Here is a 22,747-nt window from a genome sequence, read left to right as displayed (position 1 = left end):
GGACGGTCAAGCGAGAAGCACGTCAAGATGACGCAGCATCCGCTCGGTATCGGGGGCGATTCCGGTGAAGAGGTGGAACGCGGCGGCGGCCTGGTACGCGCACATCGCCGTCCCGCCGACCGTCCGTGAACCGGCGGCACGGGCGGCACGCAGCAGTTCCGTCTCGACCGGCATGTAGACGATGTCGGCGACCCACAGATCGCGGTGGAGCAGCTCTGCGGGCAGCGGGATTCCGGGGTGGTGGTGCATGCCGATGGGGCTGGCGTTGACCAGGCCGTCGGCGGTATGGAGCGCGGCGAGATCGCCGGGCTGTTGTCCGACTTTGGCTGATAAATCATTACTCTTCTGATCGTCGGGGTCGATGATGGACAGCTTTTCGACCCCGACGCTCAGGAGGGCGTGGGCGACGGCCGCACCCGCCCCGCCGGCGCCTAGTTGAACTACATGCTTTTTTGCGACATCCGGCAGATATGCGCGAAATGACTCGGTAAATCCGTACGCATCGGTGTTGTGGCCGAACCGTTTGCCGTCGCGGAACACCACGGTATTGACCGCGCCGATTGCTCTGGCCTGCGGTGACAGGTCGTCGAGCAGCTCCACGACCTGCTGCTTGAAGGGATGAGTGATGTTCAACCCGGCGAAGCCGTCGCGTTCGGCGTCGTCGAGGGTGGATTTCAGCGAGCCCGAGGTGTCCACATCGAACAGCGAGTAGCTGAGGTCGAGGCCCTGGCGCCGGCCCTCCACCTCGTGCAGCGCCGGTGACAGCGAGGTGCTGATCCCCGTTCCGATCAACCCGCACCGGCAATTCGCCATGTCACGCCCCTGGGCCGTCTATGTACTAACTGGTACGTTAGTTATCGGGTGTGGTGGCCATCACTGTCAAGACCCCGGGCAGACTTAGCCACATGACGCAGGAGAAATCGATGCCGGTTGGACGGGTGCGAGACGCCGAGCGCACCCGCGCTGAACTGCTCGACGTGGCCACCGACGAGTTCGCCGAGCGCGGCTACAGCGGCGCCCGGGTCGACGAGATCGCCAACCGGACCCGCACCACGAAACGGATGATCTATTACTACTTCGGCGGCAAGGAGCAGCTTTATCTCGCGGTGCTGGAGCGGGCGTACGCGGAGATCCGTGCCGCCGAGCGCACCGTCGACGTCGAGCACCTGGACCCCGTCGCGGCGGTTCGCCGGCTCGCCGAGATCACGTTCGACCACCACGAGGCCCACCCGGCTTTCATCAAGCTGGTCGGGGTGGAGAACGCGCAGTACGCCAAACACATGAACCAGGTGGCCCGGCTCGTGGACCTGAACAGCTCCGCCGTCGCCCTGCTCGACGCGGTGCTGGAGCGAGGCCGGCGGGACGGTGTTTTCCGTGAGGGCGCCGATGCTCTCGACGTACACATGCTGATCAGTTCGTTCTGTTTCTTCCGGGTCGCCAACCGGCACACGTTCGGCGCGCTCTTCGACCGGGACCTGCTGGATCCGGACCGGCGCTCGTTCTATCGGACCATGCTCGGCGACCTGGTGACCGGATATCTACGGGAGGTTTGATGCGCCGTTCCATCGCGACGGTCTGCGTTTCCGGAACGCTTGAGGACAAGCTGGCAGCGGCTGCCGCGGCGGGTTTCGACGGGATCGAGATCTTTGAGAACGATCTCGTGGTGTCGTCGTTGTCGCCGCGGGAGGTGCGGGAGCGGTGTGCGGATCTGGGGTTGTCGATCGATCTGTATCAGCCGTTCCGGGATTTCGAGGCGGTGCCGGACCCTCTCTTCCGGAAGAATCTGGACCGGGCCTCGCGGAAGTTCGAGGTGATGGCGGAGCTTGGTGCGGGGACGATGCTGGTGTGTTCGTCGGTGCACCCGGAGGCTGTCGATGACGACGACCTGGCTGCGGGTCAACTCTCGGATTTATCGGATTTAGCGTCTGATTTCGGGGTCAGGATCGCCTACGAAGCTCTCGCCTGGGGCCGGCACGTCTCCACCTGGGACCACTCCTGGCGGATCGTGCAGCGCGCCGATCATCCCTCGCTCGGGCTCTGCCTCGACTCGTTCCACGTGCTCTCCCGCGACGTCGATCCGGCCGGCATCGCGGACATCACCCCCGGCAAGATCTTCTTCCTTCAGCTGGCGGACGCGCCCTATCTGCGGATGGACGTGCTGCAGTGGAGCCGCCATCACCGGCTATTCCCTGGTCAGGGCGCCTTCGATCTCGCGGGTTTCGTGGATCTGACGCTTGCCGCCGGTTATGACGGGCCGCTGTCGCTGGAAGTCTTCAACGACGTTTTCCGGCAGGCTGATCCGGCGCGGACCGCTGTGGACGCGATGCGCTCGTTGATCGCGCTGGAGGGTGCGGCCTTACCGGCTTATCCAGATTTATCGGGATACGCCTTCACGGAGTTCGCCGTCGACGCCAACTCCGGCCCGGAACTGCGCGGAACCCTGCGCGGCCTCGGCTTCGCACACACCGGCCAGCATCGCACCAAACCGGTCGAGCTCTGGGAACAGTCCGGCTGCCGCATCGTCCTGAACAGCGCCGTCACCCGCCCGCAAACCGCCGCTATCACCGCGTTCGCGATCTCCTCGGCTGATCCTTCTCAGTCACTGCAGCGCGCTGAGGCGCTGTCAGCCCCGGCCCACCCGAACGTCCGCGAACCGGGCGAAGCGGAGTTGGCCGCGATCACCGCCCCGGACGGCACCAGCGTCTTCGTGACTGATTCCGCCAACGAGTGGCGCAACGACTTCCTGCCGACGGGCTCCACCGCGGCCGGCGCGGGCCTGCTGTCCACCGACCATCTCGGTCTGGCGCAGCCCTTCGACCACTTCGACGAGGCGGGGCTGTTCTACCACTCGGTGCTGGGCCTGGAGCCGCTGTCCACCGAGGAGTACGCGGCGCCGTTCGGCCTGATGCGCTCCCGGGCGCTGACCAACAAGACCCGCAGCATCCGCCTGGCGTTGAGCGTGTCACTGCTCCGCCGTGGCGACTGGGCCCCGGCCGTGTCCGATCCTCAGCATGTGGCCTTCACGACCGCGGACATCGTGGCGACGGCGGCCGCGCTGAACATCCCGCAGCTGTCAGTTCCGGACAACTACTACGCTGACTTGGCGGCCCGCTTCGCCCTGCCGGACGACTTCGTGTCCACGCTGCGCGCATACGGAATCCTCTACGACCGCGACGCGGCCGGTGGCGAGCTGCTGCACCTCTACACCCCGGTGCTGGGCGGCCGCGTCTTTTTCGAGATCCTCGAACGCCGAGGGGGATACGACCGCTTCGGCGAGGCGAACGCCCCGGTCCGCATGGCCGCGCAGCGCCACCGCCGGCTCACTTCCCCTTCGGTACGCCGATAGTCAGGCGCAGGCCTTCGATAGTCAGGCGAAGGTCTTCGATAGTCAGGCGAAGGTTCGATAGTCAGCCGCAGGTATTCGGGCACCCCCGCTTCCGATCTTGTGGTCTCCCCCGAACCGTTTGCGGAGGACTCCACAAGATCGGCAACCCGTCGTCGATCTTGTTGACTTGAGCGGCAGCGTGCTCGGGTCCGTGTTCGTGCTTGGGTTCGTGTTCGTGCTTGGGTTCGTGTTCGTGCTTGGGTTCGTGTTCGTTCTTGGGTTCGTGCTCGTGGTTCGTGCTCGGGTTCGGTTATTCAACAAGATCGAGGAAACCAGCCGGCACCAACCCGGAAAGACCGGCGCTCGACAGTCGGCGGGACGCGCACGCCCCCACCCGTCCGCGAAAGCTCTACAGGTCAGCGAAGGTTTGCTGAATAGGCGCGATGGGGTCACATGCAACAACTGGATTGCCGCGATGGGGCCGCACGGAACGACTGGATTGCCGCGATGGGGCCGCACGGAACGGCTTTGTGCGACCCCATCTACGCCAGGGCCGAGATGGGAGCACACGCACGCGTTATGTGTGAGCCCGTCACCGCTCACGGCCTCTTTCGTGTGCTCGTGTCTCGGTCGCGGCCCCGTCACGGCCCAGTTGTGGACAGGCGTGACAGAGGCCCACCGTGTGCGCGGGTCTCGGTTGAAGCTCGGCTGCGGGTAGGCATGACCCGAGTCCACTGTGTGCTCGGGTCTCGGTTGAAGCTCGGCTGCGGGCGAGCGTGGCAGGGGGCCACCGTGTGCGCGGGTCTCGGTTAAGGCTCGGCTGCGGGCAGGCATGACCGGGGTCCACTGTGTGCTCGCGTCTTGGTTGAAGCTCGGCTACGGGTAGGCGGGACAGGAGCTCACCGTGTGCCGGCGTCACGGTTGGTGTGGGCCTGGGCCCGGCCCGACGCGGTCCAACCGGCGTGGCCCGGCGTGGCCCGGCGTGGCCCGGCCTGGCCCGGCCTGGCCCGGCCTGGCCCGGCCTGGCCCGGCCTGGCCCGGCCCGGCCCGGCTCGGCTCGACCGGCCGGCTGGGTAAGGCGCGTTTCGGTGAGGGTGGTGGGGCTTTGGGCGTACCCCAGTGGGGTTTCAGCGGAAGGCGGCGTGGCCTGTGAGGGTTTGGCCGATCACCAGGGTGTGGATTTCCGAGGTGCCCTCGTAGGTGAGTACCGACTCCAGGTTGTTGGCGTGGCGCAGCGGTGAGTACTCCAGGGTGATGCCGCTGCCGCCCAGGATCGTGCGGCACTCGCGGGCGATCGCTAGCGCCGTGCGGACGTTGTTGAGCTTGCCGACGCTGATCTGGTGGGGTTTCAGGGTTCCGGCGTCCTTGAGGCGGCCCAGGTGGAGGGCCAGCAGCTGCGACGTGTTCAGGTCGACGGCCATGTTTGCCAGCTTCTCCTGGGTCAGCTGGAAAGCGGCGATCGGCCGGCCGAACTGGATGCGGGTGCCGGCGTAGTCCAGGGCGGCCTGGAGGCTGTCGCGGGCCGCGCCGGTCGAGCCGAAGACGATGCCGAAACGGGCCTCGCTCAGGCAGCCGAGCGGTGCGCCCAGGCCGCGGGCCTCCGGGAGGCGGGCCGAGTCGGGGAGGCGTACCTCGTCGAGGACCAGTTCGCCGGTGATCGAGGCGCGCAGTGAGAGCTTCTGCTTGATGGTGCGGCTGGTGAACCCGGGTGTGCCACGCGGGACCAGGAAGCCGCGGATGCCGTCCTCGGTTTGCGCCCAGACCGTCGCCACGTCGGCGATGCTGCCGTTGGTGATCCACATCTTGGTGCCGGTCAGGATCCAGTCGTCGCCGTCGCGGACCGCGCGGGTCAGCATATTGGCCGGGTCGCTGCCGAAGTCGGGCTCGGTCAGGCCGAAGCAGCCGATCGCCTCGCCGGCCGCCATCCGGGGCAGCCACTCCTGCTTCTGCTCCTCGGAGCCGTACTTCCAGATGGAGAACATGGCGAGCGAACCCTGCACCGAGACGAAACTGCGCAGCCCGGAATCGCCGGCCTCCAGCTCCAGGCAGGCCAGTCCGTACGCGACAGCGCTGGTCCCGGCGCAGCCGTAACCTTCCAGATGCATGCCGAGCAGACCCAGTTTGCCCAGCTCCTGTGCCAGTTCGCGGGGGAACGTGCCCTCCTCGAACCAGCCCGCCACGTGCGGCCGGACCCGGTCGGCCACGAACCGGGCCACCGTCTCCTGGATCTGCCGCTCCTCGTCGCTGAGCAGGCTTGCGACGTCGAGCAGGTCGAGCGGGCCGGTGCTGGTTCTGTGCGTCGTCATCCCCAGATGATGCCCTGGCGGGGGATCAGCGTCTTCCCAGGAGCGATGATCTAGCCTCAAGATCATGACGGTGGTGAACGACTTCATCGACCCGGGTGTCCGGGAAACGATCTCCGGCTTTCTGGGAGACGTGGAGTCCGAGCTGCGCGCCGCGGTGATCAGCCCGGAGCCGCTGGTGTCCGAGGCGGCCGCGTACCTGGTCGAGGCCGGCGGCAAACGGTTCCGGCCGCTCGTCGTGGCACTCGGAGCCGAATTCAGCGAGGTCGGCCGGGAGGCGGCCATCACCGGCCGGGAGGCGGCCATCACCTCCGCTGTCGTCATGGAGTTGACCCACCTCGCCACGCTCTACCACGACGACGTCATGGACGAGGCGCCCATGCGCAGGGGCGCGGCCAGCGCGAACGCGCGCTGGACCAACTCGATCGCGGTCTACGTCGGCGACTTCCTGCTGGCTCGCGCCGCGAGCCTCGCCGCCGGCCTCGGCGAGGATGCGGTACGCCTTCAAGCCCGCACCCTCGCCCAGCTCGTCCGAGGACAACTGGCCGAGACGGTCGGCCCGCGCGGCGCCGACCCGATCCGGCACCACCTGCGTGTCATCGAGGACAAGACGGCCTGCCTGATCGCCACGTCCGCCCGCCTCGGCGGGATGGCCGCCGGACTGCCGGAGCACCACGTCACGACGCTCGACGCGTTCGGCACCGCGATCGGGATGGCCTTCCAGCTCTCCGACGATCTGCTCGACATCACCTCCGAGTCGGAGCAGTCCGGCAAGACGCCCGGTACCGACCTGCGGGAAGGCGTACCGACGCTGCCTGCTCTTTATGCACTTGCCGCCGGTGACACGGGTGCTGACTCGCGGCGGCTCAGGGAGTTGCTCTCGGCCGGACCGCTCATCGACGACGGGTTGCACGCCGAGGCGCTCTTCCTGCTGCGTGAGTCGGCGGCGCTGAAGCAGGCGCAGGAGACCGTGCATCGGTACGCCGAGGACGCCCGAGCCCACGCCGCGGCCCTGCCGTCCGGGGCGGCCCGCCGCACCCTCGAAGCCCTGTGCCACTACATCGCTGATCGGAACGGCTGAACAACTGACCGTCCGCCATTTCAGCGATACCCGTGATGCTCCGCCCTGAGTACGGTGACGGCATGTCCGGCCTGCTCGAACGGCTCAGCCCCGGTGACCACGCCTGCCTGGTGGCCGGCGACGAGCCGTCACTTACCCGCAGCGTGGCCGCGTACGTCCGAGCGGGTCTTCGCGCCCGTCACCGTGTCGTCTACCTCGGACACGGTGAACAGGTCGCCGCGGAGCTCTCCTCGCAGGGTGTGGACGTGCGGTCGGCACGCGCCGCCGGCCGTCTGCAGATCACGCCGGCCGCCGGGGAGTACGTGCACGGCGGCGGCTTCGACGTCGACGGCACGGTCGATCACTGGCGGGGCGAGGCCGAGCGGGCGCGGGCCGAGGGGTTCCGCGGATTCCGGGCGTTCGGCGACATGTCCTGGGCGGCCCGGACCGGGCGTGCCGGGTTCATGCCGCTGTACGAGGCCCGGGTCAACCGGCTCTTCTCCGAGGGCTTCGCGATGGGCGTCTGCCTCTACGACCGGCGGCTCTTCGGTATGGCCGAGATGCGCGACATCATCCGCGCGCACCCCTGCACGATCACCGCGGAGACGAGCCCGGATGCGGTCCCACTGTTGCGGGCGGTGCGGATCGCGACACCCGCGGGTTTCGGTGTCCGGCTGGAGGGCGAGGCCGACCTGTCGAACCGGGACGCCCTGCGGACCGTGCTGGACCACCTGGCCGAGGAGCCCGGCGCCGTGCTGACCCTGGACGTCGCCGGCCTGCGGTTCGCCGACTCGGCGGCGGCGCGCACGCTGCTGCGGGCGACCGGCAGCGGACGACGGCTGAGGATCGTCGGCTGCTTGCCGTCGCTGCGGAGGATGCTGCTGCTGCACGGCGCCGGTTCCGACGTGGAATTCGTCTAGTTCTACGGGAAGGTCACCACGACCGCTACGGGAAGGTCACCACGACCTTCTCGGCGGCGCCCGGTGTCGAGCCGAGCTCCAGGGCACGCTGCGCTTCGGCGTACGGAATCCGGTCGCTGATCAGCAGTTCGTACCGCTCCCAGTGGTCGATGATGTCCCGGGTGACCTCGAAGATCTCGGTGGGGTAACCCATCGAGAGCACCACGGTCAGCTCGGTGGTGAGCAGGCTGCCGAAGTCGACAGGTACCGGCTTCTTGTGCACCGCGACGATGCCGGCCGTGGCACCGTGCTTCGCGGCCGCGAGGATGGTCTCCAGCACCACCGGAGCGCCGGCCGCGTCCAGGTAGATGTCGGTGTCCGGCCGCTCACCCCGGACGAAACTGCGCGGCGCCGTGCCGTGGATCTCGCGCAGCCGGGCGGCCACGTCCTCCTCAGCCGAGTTGATCACGGCATGTGCGCCGACCTTGAGTGCTTTCTCCAAGCGGTTCGGCACGATGTCGACCACCACGACGTGCGCTCCGCGCAATTGGTACGCGATAGCGGCCCCGAGCCCGACCGGACCGGCCCCGAAGACGACCACCTTGTCGCCCTTTTCCGGCGCGGTCCGGTTCACCGCGTGACCGGCCACCGCCATCGGCTCGTTGAGCGCGAGCACCTCGAACGGGATGTGCTTCGGCACGGTGACCAGGTGGATGCCGGCCACGGCGCCACGGATCAGCACGAACTCGGAGAGACCGCCCTGTGCGCCGCCGCTGCCGATGATGCCGTCGCTCGACGCCATCGGATTGAGCACCACGTGGTCACCGGCGGTGAAGCCCTCGACCTCCGCGCCGACCTCCACGACCTCGCCGGCCGGCTCGTGCCCGAGCGGGGTGGCGCCCTGCCGCGGCGGGATGCCGCCGACCGATATGTAGAGGCCGTCCGACCCGCAGATGCCGCACGCCCGGATCCGGACGAGCACGTCAGCCGGGCCCGCCACCGGCTTCTCGATCTCCACGAACCCTGTTGTGCCGGGTCCTGTCACCTGTACCGACTGCATCTGACGCTCCTCGTCCGACCACAACTTATACGTATTAGTTGAGCGGTACGATAGCTCGCGTGAGCATCTCGGCGCGAGTGACGATGCGTGACGTCGCGCGGGCCAGCGGGGTCTCCCAGGCGACAGTGAGTTTCGTGCTGAACGAGACGGCGAACCAGACCATCCCGGACGCCACCCGCGAGCGGGTCCGGCGAGCGGCGGCCGAGTTGGGTTACGTGCCGCACTCGATCGCCCGGGCGCTGCGCGAGGGCGCTTCCCGGATCGTGGTGCTGGAGGCCGGCGGGCTGCCGCGCGGCAACAGCCTGGAGAGTTTCATCGCCGGGCTCGACGCCGAGCTGGCGCTGGCCGGGCACTGCCTGCTGGTCTCGTACGGCTCCTCGGCCGCCGCGATCGAGGCCGTCTCACCGCGTGCCGTGATCGACCTGCCCGCGGTCTACGCCAGCCCCGACCGGGAGGTCGCCGACGGCGGCTGGATCGACGGGATGGCGGCGCACATGCTGACCCAGATCGGACATCTGGCGAGCCGTGGTCACCGCTTGATCGCGGTGGCCGTGCCGGCCGGCAGCGATCCGCTCTTCGCGCTGATGACCGAGCACGTGCACTCGGCGGCCCGGGAGCTGGGCCTGCCGCCCCCTGAGCCGGTGCTTGTCGACGGCCCGGAACGGCTGCGGACCCTGCTCGACGACGGCGTCACCGCTGTGGCCGGGCTGCACGACGATGCCGCTCTCGGCGTTCTCGCCGCGCTGAGCGACCTCGGGCTGCGTGCGCCGGACGACCTCGCGGTGATCGGTTTCGACGACACCCCGCAGGGCGCGCTCTGGCGGCCACGGCTCACCAGCGTGCGGATCGACGCGCGGGCGTACGGGCGGCGGACCGCCCGTCAGGTGCTCGGCCTGCCGGTCGGCGATGCCACGCCGGCCCCGGCCGAGGTGATCATCCGCGACTCCGCCTGAGGACGGGGCCCGCTCAGGGCGTGCTCGCGTAAAAGTTGCCGTAGACGTCCAGTGACGGCGACGACGTGGTCGACGCGAGGGCTTCGTAGGTGTCACCGCCGGCATTGCGGGCGGCCGCCGTGTATTTCGCCGTGAACGTGTACGTGCCCGGCGCCAGCGTGTCGGCCGAGGCCAGCGTGAAGCGGTAGAGCAGCGCGTCCGCCTCCTCGGTGACCGAGGCCGTGACACTGCCGCCAGGCGTCTGCTTGGTCGCGCCGCGCGAGACCAGGCCTTCGGTACGCGCGACCCGGATGACCACGTCGAGCGAGGTCAGTTCCTCGGTGGTCTTCAGGGTGATGACGCTGGAGCCCTCGGCGACGACCGAGCCGTCCGACCAGAGCGGACCCTGCTCGACCTGGGTGAAACCCGGCTGGCCCTTGGTCAGGGTGGCGCTCGGGGTGGTTTTCGCCGGGGTTTTCGAAGGCGCTTTCGGAGGCGTCTTCGATGGCGCTGGCTTTGCGGAGGGCACTTTCGACGGCGTTGCCGAGGGTGCTGGTGAGGGCACGCTTGTGGGGGCCGTTGTCGGCGCCGGAGCCGGCGGCGGTGCCGCGTCGTTGCTCCCGGCCAGCGCCCAGTTCGCGAAACCGCCCCCGGCGAACAGCGCCACCACAGCCGTGGCGGCCGCCGCCATCCGTACCTTGGGGCCGCGCCTCGGCGCATGGCCCGCTGCCCGGCGACGAGTGACCGGCTGGGCAGTAGCGGACATGGCGATCCGGTCGAGCATCGCCTCACGGTTCGGCTCGTGCCCGGCCGCCTCCGCGCGCAATGCCGCGCGCAGCTCGTCGTCGGAGAGCCTCATCGCGCCGCCTCCCAACCGTCGATCCGTGCCACGCCGCTTCCACCGAGTAGTTCGGCAAGTTGCTTCGCGCCGCGAGAAGTTGAGCTTTTCACCGCGCCGACGGATATCCCGAGGATCGTCGCGACTTCGCGTTCCGGCAGGTCAAAGGCGTACCGAAGAACCACGCACGCGCGTCGGCGATGCGGAAGGCGGCGCAGAGCGCCGCGGACGTCCAGCACCGCCGAGACGTCACTTTCCCGGGTACGCCTCAACGACTCGAACGACAGAAGTCGATCCCTGCCCCGGCGGCGGATCCACTGGCGGGCCAGGTTCATCAGGATGCCGTGCCCGTAAGCGGCCGGGTCGTCGGCCGTGGTGACCCGATCCCAGTGCCGCCAGCATTCGGTCAGCGCGTCCGCCGCGAGATCGTCGGCGACGTCCGACTCGCCGGTCATCAGGTACGCCAAACGGGACAGCGAGGCATGGTGTCGTTCGAAATACGCGCGGAACGCTTCGTCGCGCACTGGAACACCTCCTCCTCGTTCGTCCCGGCCCGTTTCCCGGCAGGTTCCCCGGCACGTTCCCCGGCAGGTTCCCCGGCACGTTCCCCGGCACGTTCCCCGGCAGGTTCCCCGGCACCTTTTCCCGGACCGGCAGACGTTAGAGATCCTGGCAGGCCGATGGCAAGGAGGTGAGACCGGATTATCAGTTCATCGCCCGGAAACATTGACGTCCGTCCACGCTGGATGATCAGCTCAGACATGGCTCGGAAATCGCTCTCCTTCCATGTCCTGATCGCCGTCTTCTCCGGATTCCTCCTGTTCGCGCCGGTTGCTCCGGCGCAGGCCGCTCTGCCGGTCGCCGCGGTCGCGCTCGGCGACTCGTTCATCAGCGGCGAGGGTGCCGGCTCCTACGCGTCAGTGCCCGACGTCAACGGCGCGGCCCAGGGCTTCCCTGGCTGGTCAGCCGCCAATTCCAACGCGTACTTCTGTCATCGGTCGGCGAACGCCTCGATCTTCCGGGCCGACCTGCCCGGTGTGGCGGCCCGGTTCAACCTGGCCTGCTCGGGCGGGCGGCCGTACGACCTGATGGCCGCCTCCAGCACCCGCGCGAACGGCCGGCAGGTCGCCTCGCAGGCCGACCAGCTGCGAGCCGTCGCGCAGACTCATGACATCGACCTGGTGCTGCTCGGGATCGGGTCGAACAACAGCTCGTTCACATTCGGGGACGTGGCCGTGAAGTGTGCCAACCGGTTCATCGCGGACGCTTGGACCGGGTGGTGGGAGTTTTGGGCGTACATTAATGGGCCGGTGCCGCAGGAACCGTGCGCCGCTGACGATCTCGCGACCGCCGCTCAGATCGCGTCCGCGACGGCCGAGACGGTGCAGGCGGTGCGCAGCCTGCTGACCGTGCTCGACGAGATCGACGCGGACGGGCAGCACCGGGTTGTGCTGCAGGACTACACGAACCCGCTGCCTACCGACGTGATGCCCAGCCTCGTCGCGGAGGACAGCCGCGAGGACGACCGGGACAAGTTCCGGGCGCTCGGCGCCGAGCGGTACCGCGCCGGCTGCCCGATCCACCGGGCCAGCTTCCCGGCCGGCCACCAGTTCTCGGCGGCGCTCGGCAGCCTGGTCGGGTCGGTCCACGGCCAGCTCAAGGACGAGTTCCCGCAGCTGGCACGGCTGAACGTGCAGCGTGCCTTCGACGGCGCCCGGCTCTGCGAGTCCAGCACGAACCCGGCGACGACGCTGGCCACTCCGATCCGCGTGCAGGACGGCCCGAACGGCGTCTTCATCCCCGACCTGGACGGATACGACAAGATCGCCATCCAGCGCTTCGCGAACACGTGCGTCACGTACTACCAGACCTGCCAGGAGTCGTGGCACCCGAGCGCAGCCGGCCACGGCGTGCTGGCCGGCTGCCTGTCCGGCGCGGCGGCGGCTGGGGGGCCGAGGGAGCTCACCTGCGTACGCAACCCCAACGGCACCCTGACAATCACCTGACCGCCCCTGTTCCCGTACCCGTCCCCACCTCATCCCCGTCCCCGTCCCGCCCCCGCCCGCCGTCTCCGCCCCCGTCTCCGCCCCCGTCTCCGCCCCCGTCTCCGCCCCCGTCCCCGTCCCCGCCCCCGTCCCCGTCCCCGCCCCCGTCCCGTCCCTGCCGCTGTTGTGGCGTCGCCGTCGCCGGGGAACCGGCCATGCCGGCGCCCGAGCCCACCAGCCATCTTGGCAAGTCCCGGTCGTCCGGGTTTCCCCATTTGTGGAGCGGTGGTGGGTTCGGGCGGCGTGGGGGCGTGGCGGCGTGGCGGCGTGGGGGCGTGGCGGCGTGGCGGCGTGGGGGCGTGGCGGCGTGGCGGCGTGGGGGCGTGGCGGCGTGGCGGCGTGGGGGCGTGGCGGCGTGGCGGCGTGGGGGCGTGGCGGCGTGGCGGCGTGGGGGCGTGGCGGCGTGGCGGCGTGGGGGCGTGGCGGCGTGGCGGCGTGGGGGCGTGGCGGTTTCTCGGTGCGAGGTGCCGCTCAGAGATCTTGTGCGGTTCGGCCGACCGATCGACCACGAGTGCACGAGTTTGCGGGACGGCCGCCCGTGGCATGTCCGTTTCGGGTGGCCTGCACGCTTTTGTGGTGCCGCTTTGTCGCCACGCGGGTGGACAGTGCCAGATCTTGGAGCCTCGTAGGTGTTCTATGCCGCACAGGTCTCCAGGGTTCGGCCAACGCGGAGCTTCACGGTGCCGGCGTGGTGAGCGCGGTGCTTCACGGTGCCGGCGTGGTGAGCGCGGTGCTTCACGTGCCTGCGTGGTGACGTAGTGCTTCGCGTGCCTGCGTGGTGACGTGGTGCTTCGCGTGCTTCACGTGCCTGCGTGGTGACGTGGTGCTTCGCCGATCTTGTGGAGTTCGGCGAACCGTTTGGGCGTTAGTTCCCAAGATCAGCCAGGCTTGTTCGATCTTGTGGAGTTGTGCGGGCACGTCTACGGGGAAGTCCACAAGATCCAGGCCGAGGGGCGCGGGGTCGAGCGGTGCGGGGCAGGGCGGGGCGGGGTGCGTCGCCGATCTTGTGGAGTTGTGCGGGCACGTCTGCGGGGAAGTCCACAAGATCCAGGCCGAGGCGGAGCGGAGCGGCGCGGGGCAATGCGAGACGACGCGGCGCGGGACGGCGCGGCGCGGGACGACGCGGCGCGGGACGGCGCGGCGCGGGACTGGGCAGCGCGAGGCGGCGCGGGGCGGGATAGCGCAGGACGACGCGGCGCCGGACTGGGCAGCGCGAGGCGGCGTGAGGCGGGGCGATGCGAGACGGCGCGGCGCGGGGCCGGGCGGCGCGGGGCCGGGCGGCGCGGGGCCGGGCGGCGAGGTGAGGCTGGTCGTCGGGTGGGGCGTGGATGGTGAAAGGTGAGCGGTCGTCCGGGGGCCGGGCTTGCCGCGATCGCGGCTGGAGTGGGCGGCAACGCCGGAGTGTGTTGATTTCGGTGGTGTGGTCCGCAGGGGCTCTCCGGTGACGCGCTGCCATCGTGACAGTGCGCCGCCGGCTCTGGCACGGATCTCGGGCCGTCGTCTGCTTGCGGAGACCTGCGGGGTCAGAGCACCCACAAGTCTCCAAGGCAGGCCCTCGCCGCCGACGGGGAGCGCCGGCTTGGGGGTCAGAGGATTTCGCGTAGTTTGCCGGTTTGTACGTCGTAGACGAAGCCTCGGACTGACTGCTTGGCCGGGATGAAGGGGTCGTCGAGGATGCGGCGGATTGACTGGCGGACGTCGGCGTCCAGGTTGGGGAAGGCCTCGGCCGACCAGGGCGGTTTGATGCCGACCTCGCGTTCGATGCTTGCCTTGAACTCGTCGTCGGTGAAGGTCAGCATGCCGCAGTCGGTGTGGTGGATCAGGATGATCTCGACGGTGCCCAGCAGGCGCTGGCTGATCGCCAGGCTGCGCAGCTCGTCGGCGGTGACGACGCCGCCGGCGTTGCGGATCACGTGGGCGTCGCCTTCGGTCAGGCCCAGGATGCCGTACGGGTTGAGGCGGGCGTCCATGCAGGCCAGCACGGCGACGCGCTTGGCGGGCGGCAACGGCAGATCGCCCTTGTCGAAGGTGGCGGAATAACGCTCGGCGTTGGCGAGCAGCTCATCGGTGACGCTCATGGAACTCATGCTATGCCTACAAGCTTGATAGGAGAAGCGCGACCACCCGCCGGTAGCGATGGCCGCGTGGCGGCCTTGCGCCGGCAGATGGTCGCGCTGGAAAACCGCGGTACTTGTGCTTTCGGCGTACGAAATCAGACGGGGACTGGCGCGACGCGCCAGATGCGGGCTGCGTAATCGGCGACCGTGCGGTCGGCGGAGAAGAAGCCGCTGTGTGCGGTGTTGAGGATCGACATGCGGGTCCAGTGCTCGGGGTCGCGCCAGGCGGCCTCGACGGCGTCCTGGCAGTCGATGTAGGAGCGGTAGTCGGCGAGCGTGAGGTATTCGTCGTGGCCGAGCAGGGAGCCGGCCACGTCGTGGCCGACGCCGCCGAAGACGCCGGCGTTGATCGCGTCGATGGCCTGGCGGAGTTCGGCGTCCTGCTCGTAGTGGTCGGCCGGGCGGTAACCGGAGATCTTGCGATCGGCGGCTTCGAAGGCGTCCAGGCCGAAGAGGAAGAAGTTGTCCTCGCCGACCCGGGCGCGGATCTCGATGTTCGCGCCGTCCAGGGTGCCGATCGTGAGCGCGCCGTTGAGGGCGAGCTTCATGTTGCCGGTGCCGGACGCCTCCTTGCCGGCCAGCGAGATCTGCTCGCTCAGGTCGGCGGCCGGGACGATCTGCTCGGCGAGGGTGACGTTGTAGTTCTCCGCGAAAACCACTTTCAGGTACGGCGAGACGACCGGATCAGCGGCGATCGTGGAACCCACCGCGTTGATCAGCCGGATGATGTTCTTGGCGGCGTGGTAGGCCGGTGCGGCCTTGCCGGCGAAGAGCACGGTACGCGGAATCCAGTCGCCGTTCGGATCGTTCCGAATCCGCTGGTACTGGGTGATGATGTGCAGCAGTTTGAGCTGCTGGCGCTTGTACTCGTGGAAGCGCTTGATCATCACGTCGGTGAGCGAGTCCGGGTCGCCGGCCGCCAGATCGACCTTGTTGGCCCGCTTGATCGAACGCCAGCGCTCCTGGAACGACGCGTCGCCGGCGAAGGATTCGAGCTCGGCCAGGCGTTCCAGGTCGGTCAGCCAGCCGTCGTCACCCAGCGACTCGGTGATCAGGTCGGAGAGACGCGGGTTCGCCAGCTTGACGAAACGGCGGGGCGAGATGCCGTTCGTGACGTTCTGGAACTTGGCCGGCCAGAGATCGGCGAAGTCGTTGAGCACTGTCTCGCGCAGCAGTTTCGAGTGCAGCTCGGCCACGCCGTTGACGGCTTCGGTGCCGACGACGGCGAGGTTCGCCATGCGTACCCGGCGCTCCGGCTGCTCTCCGATGATCGACATCCGGCTCAGCCGGTCGGTGTCGCCCGGGAACCGTTCCTCGACCTCACGCAGGAAGAACATGTTGATCAGGTAGATGATCTCCAGGTGGCGGGGGAGGAGCCGCTCGAAGACGTGCACCGGCCAGGTCTCCAGGGCCTCCGGCAGCAGCGTGTGGCAGGTGTACGCGAACGTCTTGCGGGTGATCGCCCAGGCCCGGTCCCACTCCAGATCGTACTCGTCGACCAGCAGCCGCATCAGCTCCGGGATCGCGATCGTCGGGTGGGTGTCGTTGAGCTGGATGACGGTCTTCTCGGCGAACTCGTCCCAGTTGGAGTTGCGCAGCCGGAACCGGCGGATGATGTCCCGCAGCGAGCAGGAGACCAGGAAGTACTGCTGCTTGAGGCGCAGTTCGCGGCCCAGCTCGGTGCTGTCGTCCGGGTAGAGGACCTTGCTGATGTTCTCGGCGCGGACCGCTTCCTGCACGGCCTCCGCGTATTGCCCCGCCGAGAAGCGGCTCAGGTCGAACGAGGCCTCGCTGCCCCGGGCGCGCCACAGCCGGACGATGTTCACGGTGTCGGTGCCGTAACCGGGCACCAGCATGTGGCTGGGCTCGCCGAGCACGATCTCACCGGGGACCCACTTCTTGCGGGTCGAGGACCCGGGCACCGGCTCGGTGTGCCCGTAGAAGCCGACGGTCTGCCGGTCGTCCGGTGCCGGGAACTCCCACGGGTTGCCCTGGAACGCCCAGTCGTCCGGGCGCTCGGCCTGCGCGCCGTCGCTGAGCGACTGCTTGAAGATGCCGAAGTCGTAGCGGATGCCGTAACCGACGGCAGGGATGTCGCGGGTGGCCATCGAGTCGACCAGGCAGGCCGCCAGCCGGCCGAGGCCGCCGTTGCCGAGGCCGGGCTCGACGTCCAGGTCCTCCAGCTCCTCAAGGGTGCGGCCCAGCGCCTTGACGGCCTGCCCGGCGATCTCGCCGGTGCCGGAGTAGAGGAGGTTCTGTTCGAGTTGGGCGCCGAGCAGGAACTCGGCGGAGAGGTAGTAGACCCAGCGGGGGTTGCTGGCGTAGTGCGCGGCGGCGGTGCGCGCCCGCCTCTCGGCGAGATGGTCGCGCACGGTCAGGGAGAGCGTCTCGTACGCGTCCCGCGGGCTTGCCGATTCGACAGTGGTGCCGCGCCGGAAGTAGAGGTTGCTCAACAGGTCCTGCTGGAACTCATCGACGGTCTTGCCAAGCTTGCGAAGACCGATGCCCTGTCGAAGATCCATGCCGCCATTGTGCCGCGTAAGGGTTTCAAATGGCTCGCGTTCCACCCAGACGCCTTTCCCGACAAGATTGCTCAGCGTTTTGTCAACAATCTATGGTCCTGATTACAAAGGACTGTCGCGGTGCTGCAAGTTAGGTAAGCCTCTCCTAAGTTGATGCATGACCGCTCTCCACCGAGGGCGCCTCAGTTAGGAGCACCATGTCTGTTACCACCCGTCGCCTGGCGGCCGCCGCCGTCCTCGCCGCCGCCGCTGGTGTGCTGGCTGTTCCGGGCACCGCGACCGCCAGCCAGGACGCCACCACGGTCACCTCCGCCGACCTGATCAAGGGCCTGTACCAGTCCGACTACTCGCAGCGGAACAAGGCCCTCTGGGTCACCGCCGCCGTCGGCCGGCCGCCGGTGCTCAGCTCCGCGCTGCTCAAGGTCGACCCGAAGACGCTCGCGGTCGAGGCCACCATCACCCCGCCGGTCACCAACGAGACCACCGGCGCGCTCGAGGCCGTCTACGGTGTCGCGGTCGACGACGAGTACAACCACGTCTGGGTCACCGCGACCCGCAACAACGCCGTCGCCGTGTACGACCAGCGGACCGGCGCGCACGTCGCCAGCTTCGCGAACGTGCCGCACGCCCGTGAGATCGTCGTCGACGAGAAGCACAACACCGTGTGGGCCAGCGCGTTCACCTCGGGTGAGCTGGTCGCGTACGACAGCAAGACCCTTGTCGAGAAGAAGCGGGTCGTGGTGACCGGCGCCGGCCCGACCGGTCTCGTCGTCGACGAGAAGAGCGGCAACCTGTACGCCGCCGACCTCAACAACGACCGGATCATCGTGGTGTCGCCGAACTCGGAGACCCCGAGCTTCATCGCGACCGGCGACGGCCCGATCTCGATCGACCTGTCGGACGACGGCAAGACCGCGTACACCGCGAACCAGACCGCGGGCAGCGTCTCGTTCGTCAACCTGAAGACCGGCACTGTCACCGCTGAGGTGGCGACCGGCGCCGGCGCGGTCTCCGTCGCGTACGAGGAGCGGTCCAACACGGTCCTGGTGGTGAACCGCACGGCCGCCACCGTGACGGTCGTCGACGCCAAGACGGCCGTCGTCGAGGAGAGCATCGCCACGGCCGCCAACCCGAACCACATCGAGACCGCGAACGGCAAGGCGTACGCCGTGGACAAGTCCGGCGCCGGCACCGGTGGCGTGGACTTCATCTACAAGATCGACCCCGCCAACTGAGGCAGGCCGACGGTGTCCCACCCCGCACGGGGTGGGACACTCCGTCGGTGCTCGAGTTGTTGCTGCCGTCATCGGTGCGTACCGCCGAGGCGTTCACCGACGACCCGAGCGAACCGTGCTTTCCCGGCGAGGAAGACCTGATCGCGACCGCGGTGCCGGGCCGCCGCCGGGAGTTCCTCACGGCCCGCCGCTGCGCCCGCGAGGCGCTTGCCCTTCTCGGCCGGCCGCCGGTCGCGATCCGCCCCGGCCCCCGGCGTGAGCCGCTCTGGCCCGACGGCGTGACCGGCAGCATCACCCACTGCGCCGGCTATCGCGCCGCAGCCGTCGCCGCTGTCGCTGACATACGCAGCCTCGGCATCGACGCCGAACCGCACGCCCCGCTGCCACCGCGTGTCCTGCCCGCGGTGACCACGGCACAGGACCAGGAACACCTCGCGATTCTGGCGAAGGCGGAGCCGTCGGTGCACTGGGATCGGCTGCTCTTCAGCGCCAAGGAGTCGGTGTACAAGGCCTGGTACCCGGTGGCCCGATCCTGGCTGGGCTTCGCCGACGCTGATCTGATCATCGACCCGGACGGCGGCGTTTTCCGCGCGCGGATCCTGATCGATGGCCCGTTCCGGGCGCTGAAGGGCCGCTGGGTGATCGAACACGGTCTGGTCGTCACCGCCGTCACTGTCGATCACTGAGTCTTCGCCTGCACCTCGTCCAGCACCGCGAAGAGGATGTAGCGCTGTTTCGACGAGAACCTCGGATGGCAGGCGGTAAGCGTCAGCATCGCCACGGTCGGTTCCACACCGGGTTTCTCCGGCGTCGGCGCGACCACGTCCACCCGGGACGGTGGCACGATCACGTGCCGCTGTACGCGATAGACATACATGCTCGTCGCGGTCTCCACCATGATCGGATCGCCCGCACGCATCGTGTCGATGTCGTTGAAAGGCAGCCCCGCCGGACCACGATGCCCGGCCACCGCCATGTTCCCGATCTGCCCCGGCAGCGCGCTCCCCGGATAGTGCCCGGGACCTTTCCGCAGGTCGGCAGTGCTGACGCCTTCGACGATCGTGTATTCGGCGTTCCATCGAGGCACGTGCAGCACAGCAAACGGCTGCCCCTGAACGGGCGCCGGCTGATCAAGGCTGGTCACTGTCGGTTTGTCCTGGCTCTGCGCCTCTGCCGCAGGAGCGCCTGCCCACGCCGCCGCCAGCTGGCTGTCCAGCGCGGCCTGGGCGTCGGCCGTCTCCGGCCCGGGCAACAGCGTCTGCGCCGCCAGCACCGCCGCACAGAGCCCACCCGCCGCGATCAAACCGGCCCCACCGGCTCGCAGCGGCGACATCCGCTTCAGCGACGCTGCCGCTCGGAGGATCAAAATCAGACCCAGGGGTACGAGGAGAAGCAGCCACGGCCACACCGCAGTGGTCGTGGTGAACGTGGCTTCGGTTCCGGCCGTGCCGTCGATCCGCCCCGTCACCTGATACCGGCCGGCCGCCGGGGCCGCCACCTCGAACGGGATCTCCAGCCGCAGCTCGGCACCGGGGGCGAGCGGCCCGATCGGCAGCGCCTTCATCGCCTGCGATCCGGCGGCCCGGCCCAGGTCCAGGCTCAACTCGGATCCGGGTGAGGCGGCGGTTCCCGCGTTGCGCACGGTCACCGTCAAGGTCCGGTGTGCCGTACCGCCGAGCAGCGACCACAGGGTCCAGCGGTTCTGCACGCCGGCGTCCAGGACGGTGAGTTCCGGGTCGCCGGTCGCGGCGGTGACGGTGGCGGCGTCCGCCACGTCGGTCACGTCGATCGGGGTGTCGGCGATCTTCTCACCGGTGACCGTCGACGCGCGGACCACGCACGGGCAGCCGACCGGCGGAGCCGAGACGCGCAGCCGGAGCTCGGCCCTGCCGGTGGCCGGCACCGAGGTGGATGAGGCGGATTGCACGGCGCAGTCGGCGGAGCCGTCCCGCGCCTCGTTGCCGCAGAGGGCGGCCGTGACGACGCCGGCCGGCCATCCGGTGAGCGAGACGGTGACGGTGTCGCCGATCAGGGTGGTCTTCTGATCGACGGTGACGGCGGGGCCGGCTGCCGATGCTGGTCCCGGGATTGCCAGGAATGCCAGGAATGCGAGTGCGGCGATGAGCGGGGCCGCCCTTTTCATGCCTGCACCTTTCGGCGGCGTCGTACCGCCCAGGTCACGGCCGCTGCCAGGAGCAGGATCAGCAGGTAGTACCAGGACCAGGCCCACACGCCCACAGTGGATTTCGCGGAGGCGCCGTCAGGGGAGGACAGCTCGACGCTTGCGGTCAGCCGGATCAGGGCTGGGCGGGCGGTTACGCGTACCGTGCGCTCCAGAGCCGCACCGGGCAGGAGCTCGGGCAAAGCGTCGGGGTGGGCCGAATCGGCCGCCAGGCCGAAGAGGCCGGCGACCGTGACGGTCTGGCCCGGCGTGATGCGGGTGTTCCCGGTGTTACGGACGGTGTATGTCAGCTCCAGATCGCCAGTAAACGGCCGCCACCCGGTGCGATAGCCGGCGTGCAGGTTGTCGACTCGCAGGCCGGGGTGCAGATCGCCGGTGACTCGCAGGTAGAGGCGGGTGCCGACGCGCTGCTCGACGCGCGTGGTGTTGCCGGTGGCGTCCGCCGAGGCGGTGGTGATCGAGGCGACGATGCCGCCCGCGTGGTCACCGGGCGTGGCGTTCTCCGGGATCTTCAGAACGAACGGGATGTCCGCGCGGGAGCGGGCCGGAACGGTCACGGTCTTCGCGCCGAGTTCGATCCAGGAACCGACGTCGGTGGGTTCGCGAGTGGCCGGGAGCAGGTCGTATCCGCCGGACGCGGTGGTGAACGCGTCGCTGCCGTACACCGTGAAGGTCATCTCCGCGGTGCCGAGGTTGGTGACCGCCAGGTAATCGGTGACCGTGCCGCCGGGCACCAGGTCATAGGTGAAGAACGGCCGGTTGCCGGGGCCGGTCTTGCTCGACGGCTGCACGGACCAGGCGGCGTCGGCTTTCGCGGTTTTCGCGGCTTTCGCTGGGTTTTCCGCAGGGCTTTTTGCGGCGGGAGCTGCGGACGCAGGCGTGGGCAGGGCAACCAGCGTCAGCGCGATGAGCGCGGCAGCGATCCTGGGCAATTCTGGTCCTTCGCGGGTTTCACGATGACAACCGGGACAGGCCGAGGCCTGTCCCGGTTCTCGGGTGCTGACTAAATGGCGGTGAGGGTGAGCGTCGCCGAGTAATCACCCGGCGCCGTGGTGGTGGGCAGACGCAGTTCGAGATCCGCGCCGAGCGCCGCCGTGCCCCGGCCGGCGCCGGACGCCGCCGTCGCGAGGGCCGACGCCGACTTCAGGCCGGTGCCCGCGGCGACGGCGGAACCCGCCGTCACCTGCTGACCCGTGGCGGTCGTGACGACCTTCGGGGTCCAGCCCAGGTACTTGCCGTCGACGGTTCCGGCCGTGCCGGTGAAGTCACCGATCTGGCCGGAGACACTCCAGCCCGGGTTCGCCGCACGCAGGTCGCTGACCGTGACGGTCGGCAGTGCGCCGGTGGAGACCAGGGCGTCGAGCTCGGAGGTGACCTGCGGCGTGCTCAGCGCCACCGAGCCGGAGCTGACCTTGAGGGCGAGCGCGCCGGTGTCCGGAACGCTGGCCGTGATGGTCACGGTCGCCGACACCGCACCCGGCTCCTCGGTCTCCTCGGCCGCGACGGTGAAGTTCACCTGGACGCTGACGCCGGGGGAGGCGAGGAAGTGCAGGGTGTGCGCGCCCTCCGCGGCAGTGGCCGGCACCGGTACGGCCTGACCCGCGAACGTGCCGTCGGCGCCGCTCGTGAACGTGGTCAGGATCGTGGTCTTGTCGAGCTTCACGGTGACCGTGGCCGACGCCGGATATCCGACGCCGGACGCGGTCAGGCTCGAGCCCGCCTGCACCGTGTCGGAGGCGAGGGTGACCGCCGGGGTGGCCGCGGCCGCTTGCACGGTGAAGAGCTCGGTGTGCACGCTGCGCACGGCGTCGCCGGCCGCACCGGATCCGGTGAGCATCCGCAGCCAGTGGCCGGAACCGGTCACCGAGGTCGGCAGGGTGACCGAGCCGGTGACCGTGCCGGTGCCGTCCGCGGCCTTCACCTCGGCGAAGACGTCGGAGCCGGCGGTGTCACGCACCACCCCGTCGTCGATCTTCACCATGACCACCGAACCGGTGCCGTCGGTGTTGACGAAACCGGTGCCGGTGAAGTTGATTTTCCCGCCCGGCGTGGTCGTTGCGGAGACCAGCGCGACGGTGGCGCCGCTGGCGTTGTCCGGCCGGGGGTCGGCGGCGAACGCCGGTGCGGCGATCGCGGCAGCGGCCACCAGGCCGGCTACGGCCGCCGCCCATATTGGAGGTCGTGAGGGGCTCAATGTGGGTTCCTTTCCCGATTGTGAGTGAGATTGTT

The 22,747-nt window shown here is 69.2% G+C and carries 18 protein-coding genes; 8 read left to right on the top strand and 10 right to left on the bottom strand.

Annotation, left to right across the window (positions count from 1 at the left end):
* Positions 1–6 precede the first annotated feature (6 nt).
* Entirely contained in the window at positions 7–813 is an 807-nt protein-coding gene (locus tag ACQP2E_RS31485) for a shikimate dehydrogenase (RefSeq protein ID WP_433826595.1), read from the bottom strand.
* A 92-nt stretch (positions 814–905) separates the two neighbouring features.
* Here ACQP2E_RS31485 and ACQP2E_RS31480 point away from each other — a divergent pair, with 92 nt between their 5' ends.
* Complete coding sequence (locus ACQP2E_RS31480) at positions 906–1,553, top strand: TetR family transcriptional regulator (protein WP_433826594.1); 648 nt, start codon at positions 906–908, stop codon at positions 1,551–1,553.
* On the top strand, positions 1,553–3,346 hold the full coding sequence (locus ACQP2E_RS31475) for a bifunctional sugar phosphate isomerase/epimerase/4-hydroxyphenylpyruvate dioxygenase family protein (protein WP_433826593.1): 1,794 nt from the start codon (positions 1,553–1,555) through the stop codon (positions 3,344–3,346). Before ACQP2E_RS31480 ends, ACQP2E_RS31475 begins: the two co-directional genes overlap by 1 nt.
* 1,106 nt (positions 3,347–4,452) lie before the next feature.
* Here the strand turns inward: ACQP2E_RS31475 and ACQP2E_RS31470 are convergent.
* On the bottom strand, positions 4,453–5,631 hold the full coding sequence (locus ACQP2E_RS31470) for an acyl-CoA dehydrogenase family protein (RefSeq protein WP_433826592.1): 1,179 nt from the start codon (positions 5,629–5,631) through the stop codon (positions 4,453–4,455).
* A gap of 64 nt (positions 5,632–5,695) precedes the next feature.
* Here ACQP2E_RS31470 and ACQP2E_RS31465 point away from each other — a divergent pair, with 64 nt between their 5' ends.
* Together ACQP2E_RS31465 and ACQP2E_RS31460 are read left to right on the top strand one after the other, a co-directional pair.
* Positions 5,696–6,709, top strand: a complete 1,014-nt coding sequence (locus ACQP2E_RS31465) for a polyprenyl synthetase family protein (protein WP_433826591.1) — start codon at positions 5,696–5,698, stop codon at positions 6,707–6,709.
* A 35-nt stretch (positions 6,710–6,744) separates the two neighbouring features.
* A complete protein-coding gene (locus tag ACQP2E_RS31460) occupies positions 6,745–7,608 on the top strand; it encodes an MEDS domain-containing protein (RefSeq protein ID WP_433826590.1) in 864 nt (287 codons plus the stop codon).
* 25 nt (positions 7,609–7,633) lie between these two features.
* On the opposite strand, the gene ACQP2E_RS31455 is transcribed toward ACQP2E_RS31460, so the two are convergent.
* Positions 7,634–8,647: a zinc-dependent alcohol dehydrogenase gene (locus ACQP2E_RS31455; RefSeq protein WP_433826589.1), complete on the bottom strand. Its 1,014-nt coding sequence runs from the start codon at positions 8,645–8,647 to the stop codon at positions 7,634–7,636.
* Between the two features lie 59 nt (positions 8,648–8,706).
* Here ACQP2E_RS31455 and ACQP2E_RS31450 point away from each other — a divergent pair, with 59 nt between their 5' ends.
* Positions 8,707–9,600, top strand: a complete 894-nt coding sequence (locus ACQP2E_RS31450) for a LacI family DNA-binding transcriptional regulator (protein WP_433826588.1) — start codon at positions 8,707–8,709, stop codon at positions 9,598–9,600.
* A gap of 13 nt (positions 9,601–9,613) precedes the next feature.
* Here the strand turns inward: ACQP2E_RS31450 and ACQP2E_RS31445 are convergent, their stop codons facing one another.
* Both ACQP2E_RS31445 and ACQP2E_RS31440 read right to left on the bottom strand, forming a co-directional pair.
* Entirely contained in the window at positions 9,614–10,438 is an 825-nt protein-coding gene (locus tag ACQP2E_RS31445; protein ID WP_433826586.1) for a hypothetical protein, read from the bottom strand.
* Positions 10,435–10,941: a SigE family RNA polymerase sigma factor gene (locus ACQP2E_RS31440; protein ID WP_433826585.1), complete on the bottom strand. Its 507-nt coding sequence runs from the start codon at positions 10,939–10,941 to the stop codon at positions 10,435–10,437. Before ACQP2E_RS31440 ends, ACQP2E_RS31445 begins: the two co-directional genes overlap by 4 nt.
* Before the next feature lie 237 nt (positions 10,942–11,178).
* Here ACQP2E_RS31440 and ACQP2E_RS31435 point away from each other — a divergent pair, with 237 nt between their 5' ends.
* A complete protein-coding gene (locus ACQP2E_RS31435; protein WP_433826584.1) occupies positions 11,179–12,423 on the top strand; it encodes a hypothetical protein in 1,245 nt (414 codons plus the stop codon).
* A 1,625-nt stretch (positions 12,424–14,048) separates the two neighbouring features.
* Here ACQP2E_RS31435 and ACQP2E_RS31430 read toward each other — a convergent pair.
* Entirely contained in the window at positions 14,049–14,540 is a 492-nt protein-coding gene (locus tag ACQP2E_RS31430; protein ID WP_433826583.1) for a beta-class carbonic anhydrase, read from the bottom strand.
* 134 nt (positions 14,541–14,674) lie between these two features.
* The gene (locus tag ACQP2E_RS31425; protein ID WP_433826581.1) at positions 14,675–17,101 is read right to left on the bottom strand and encodes a glycogen/starch/alpha-glucan phosphorylase; all 2,427 of its coding nucleotides are present in this window, start codon (positions 17,099–17,101) and stop codon (positions 14,675–14,677) included.
* Between the two features lie 197 nt (positions 17,102–17,298).
* Between ACQP2E_RS31425 and ACQP2E_RS31420 the strand changes: the two genes are divergently transcribed.
* Together ACQP2E_RS31420 and ACQP2E_RS31415 are read left to right on the top strand one after the other, a co-directional pair.
* Complete coding sequence (locus ACQP2E_RS31420; protein WP_433826580.1) at positions 17,299–18,336, top strand: hypothetical protein; 1,038 nt, start codon at positions 17,299–17,301, stop codon at positions 18,334–18,336.
* Between the two features lie 47 nt (positions 18,337–18,383).
* Positions 18,384–19,022 (top strand): 4'-phosphopantetheinyl transferase family protein, encoded by a 639-nt coding sequence (locus ACQP2E_RS31415; RefSeq protein ID WP_433826578.1) that lies wholly within the window; start codon positions 18,384–18,386, stop codon positions 19,020–19,022.
* On the opposite strand, the gene ACQP2E_RS31410 is transcribed toward ACQP2E_RS31415, so the two are convergent.
* The 3 genes from ACQP2E_RS31410 to ACQP2E_RS31400 all read right to left on the bottom strand — a co-directional run bounded on the left by ACQP2E_RS31410 (position 19,016) and on the right by ACQP2E_RS31400 (position 22,664).
* Positions 19,016–20,479 (bottom strand): class E sortase, encoded by a 1,464-nt coding sequence (locus ACQP2E_RS31410; protein WP_433826577.1) that lies wholly within the window; start codon positions 20,477–20,479, stop codon positions 19,016–19,018. The genes ACQP2E_RS31415 and ACQP2E_RS31410 overlap by 7 nt on opposite strands.
* On the bottom strand, positions 20,476–21,450 hold the full coding sequence (locus ACQP2E_RS31405) for a WxL protein peptidoglycan domain-containing protein (RefSeq protein WP_433826576.1): 975 nt from the start codon (positions 21,448–21,450) through the stop codon (positions 20,476–20,478). Before ACQP2E_RS31405 ends, ACQP2E_RS31410 begins: the two co-directional genes overlap by 4 nt.
* Before the next feature lie 71 nt (positions 21,451–21,521).
* On the bottom strand, positions 21,522–22,664 hold the full coding sequence (locus tag ACQP2E_RS31400; RefSeq protein WP_433826574.1) for a hypothetical protein: 1,143 nt from the start codon (positions 22,662–22,664) through the stop codon (positions 21,522–21,524).
* Between the last annotated feature and the right edge of the window lie 83 nt (positions 22,665–22,747).

The sequence above is a fragment of the Actinoplanes sp. CA-015351 genome, from assembly GCF_050955685.1.
Lineage (GTDB): Bacteria > Actinomycetota > Actinomycetes > Mycobacteriales > Micromonosporaceae > Actinoplanes.
The sequence above is the reverse complement of the archived record's forward strand: the minus strand, read 5'-3'. Positions and strand labels throughout refer to the sequence as shown.

Bases quoted from the DNA above. Each gene is read 5' to 3' on its own strand.
- ACQP2E_RS31485 (WP_433826595.1), bottom strand. From the start codon at position 813: ATGGCGAATTGCCGGTGCGGGTTGATCGGAACGGGGATCAGCACCTCG.
- ACQP2E_RS31480 (WP_433826594.1), top strand. From the start codon at position 906: ATGACGCAGGAGAAATCGATGCCGGTTGGACGGGTGCGAGACGCCGAG.
- ACQP2E_RS31475 (WP_433826593.1), top strand. From the start codon at position 1,553: ATGCGCCGTTCCATCGCGACGGTCTGCGTTTCCGGAACGCTTGAGGAC.
- ACQP2E_RS31470 (WP_433826592.1), bottom strand. From the start codon at position 5,631: ATGACGACGCACAGAACCAGCACCGGCCCGCTCGACCTGCTCGACGTC.
- ACQP2E_RS31465 (WP_433826591.1), top strand. From the start codon at position 5,696: ATGACGGTGGTGAACGACTTCATCGACCCGGGTGTCCGGGAAACGATC.
- ACQP2E_RS31460 (WP_433826590.1), top strand. From the start codon at position 6,745: ATGCTCCGCCCTGAGTACGGTGACGGCATGTCCGGCCTGCTCGAACGG.
- ACQP2E_RS31455 (WP_433826589.1), bottom strand. From the start codon at position 8,647: ATGCAGTCGGTACAGGTGACAGGACCCGGCACAACAGGGTTCGTGGAG.
- ACQP2E_RS31445 (WP_433826586.1), bottom strand. From the start codon at position 10,438: ATGAGGCTCTCCGACGACGAGCTGCGCGCGGCATTGCGCGCGGAGGCG.
- ACQP2E_RS31435 (WP_433826584.1), top strand. From the start codon at position 11,179: ATGGCTCGGAAATCGCTCTCCTTCCATGTCCTGATCGCCGTCTTCTCC.
- ACQP2E_RS31430 (WP_433826583.1), bottom strand. From the start codon at position 14,540: ATGAGCGTCACCGATGAGCTGCTCGCCAACGCCGAGCGTTATTCCGCC.
- ACQP2E_RS31425 (WP_433826581.1), bottom strand. From the start codon at position 17,101: ATGGATCTTCGACAGGGCATCGGTCTTCGCAAGCTTGGCAAGACCGTC.
- ACQP2E_RS31420 (WP_433826580.1), top strand. From the start codon at position 17,299: ATGTCTGTTACCACCCGTCGCCTGGCGGCCGCCGCCGTCCTCGCCGCC.
- ACQP2E_RS31410 (WP_433826577.1), bottom strand. From the start codon at position 20,479: ATGAAAAGGGCGGCCCCGCTCATCGCCGCACTCGCATTCCTGGCATTC.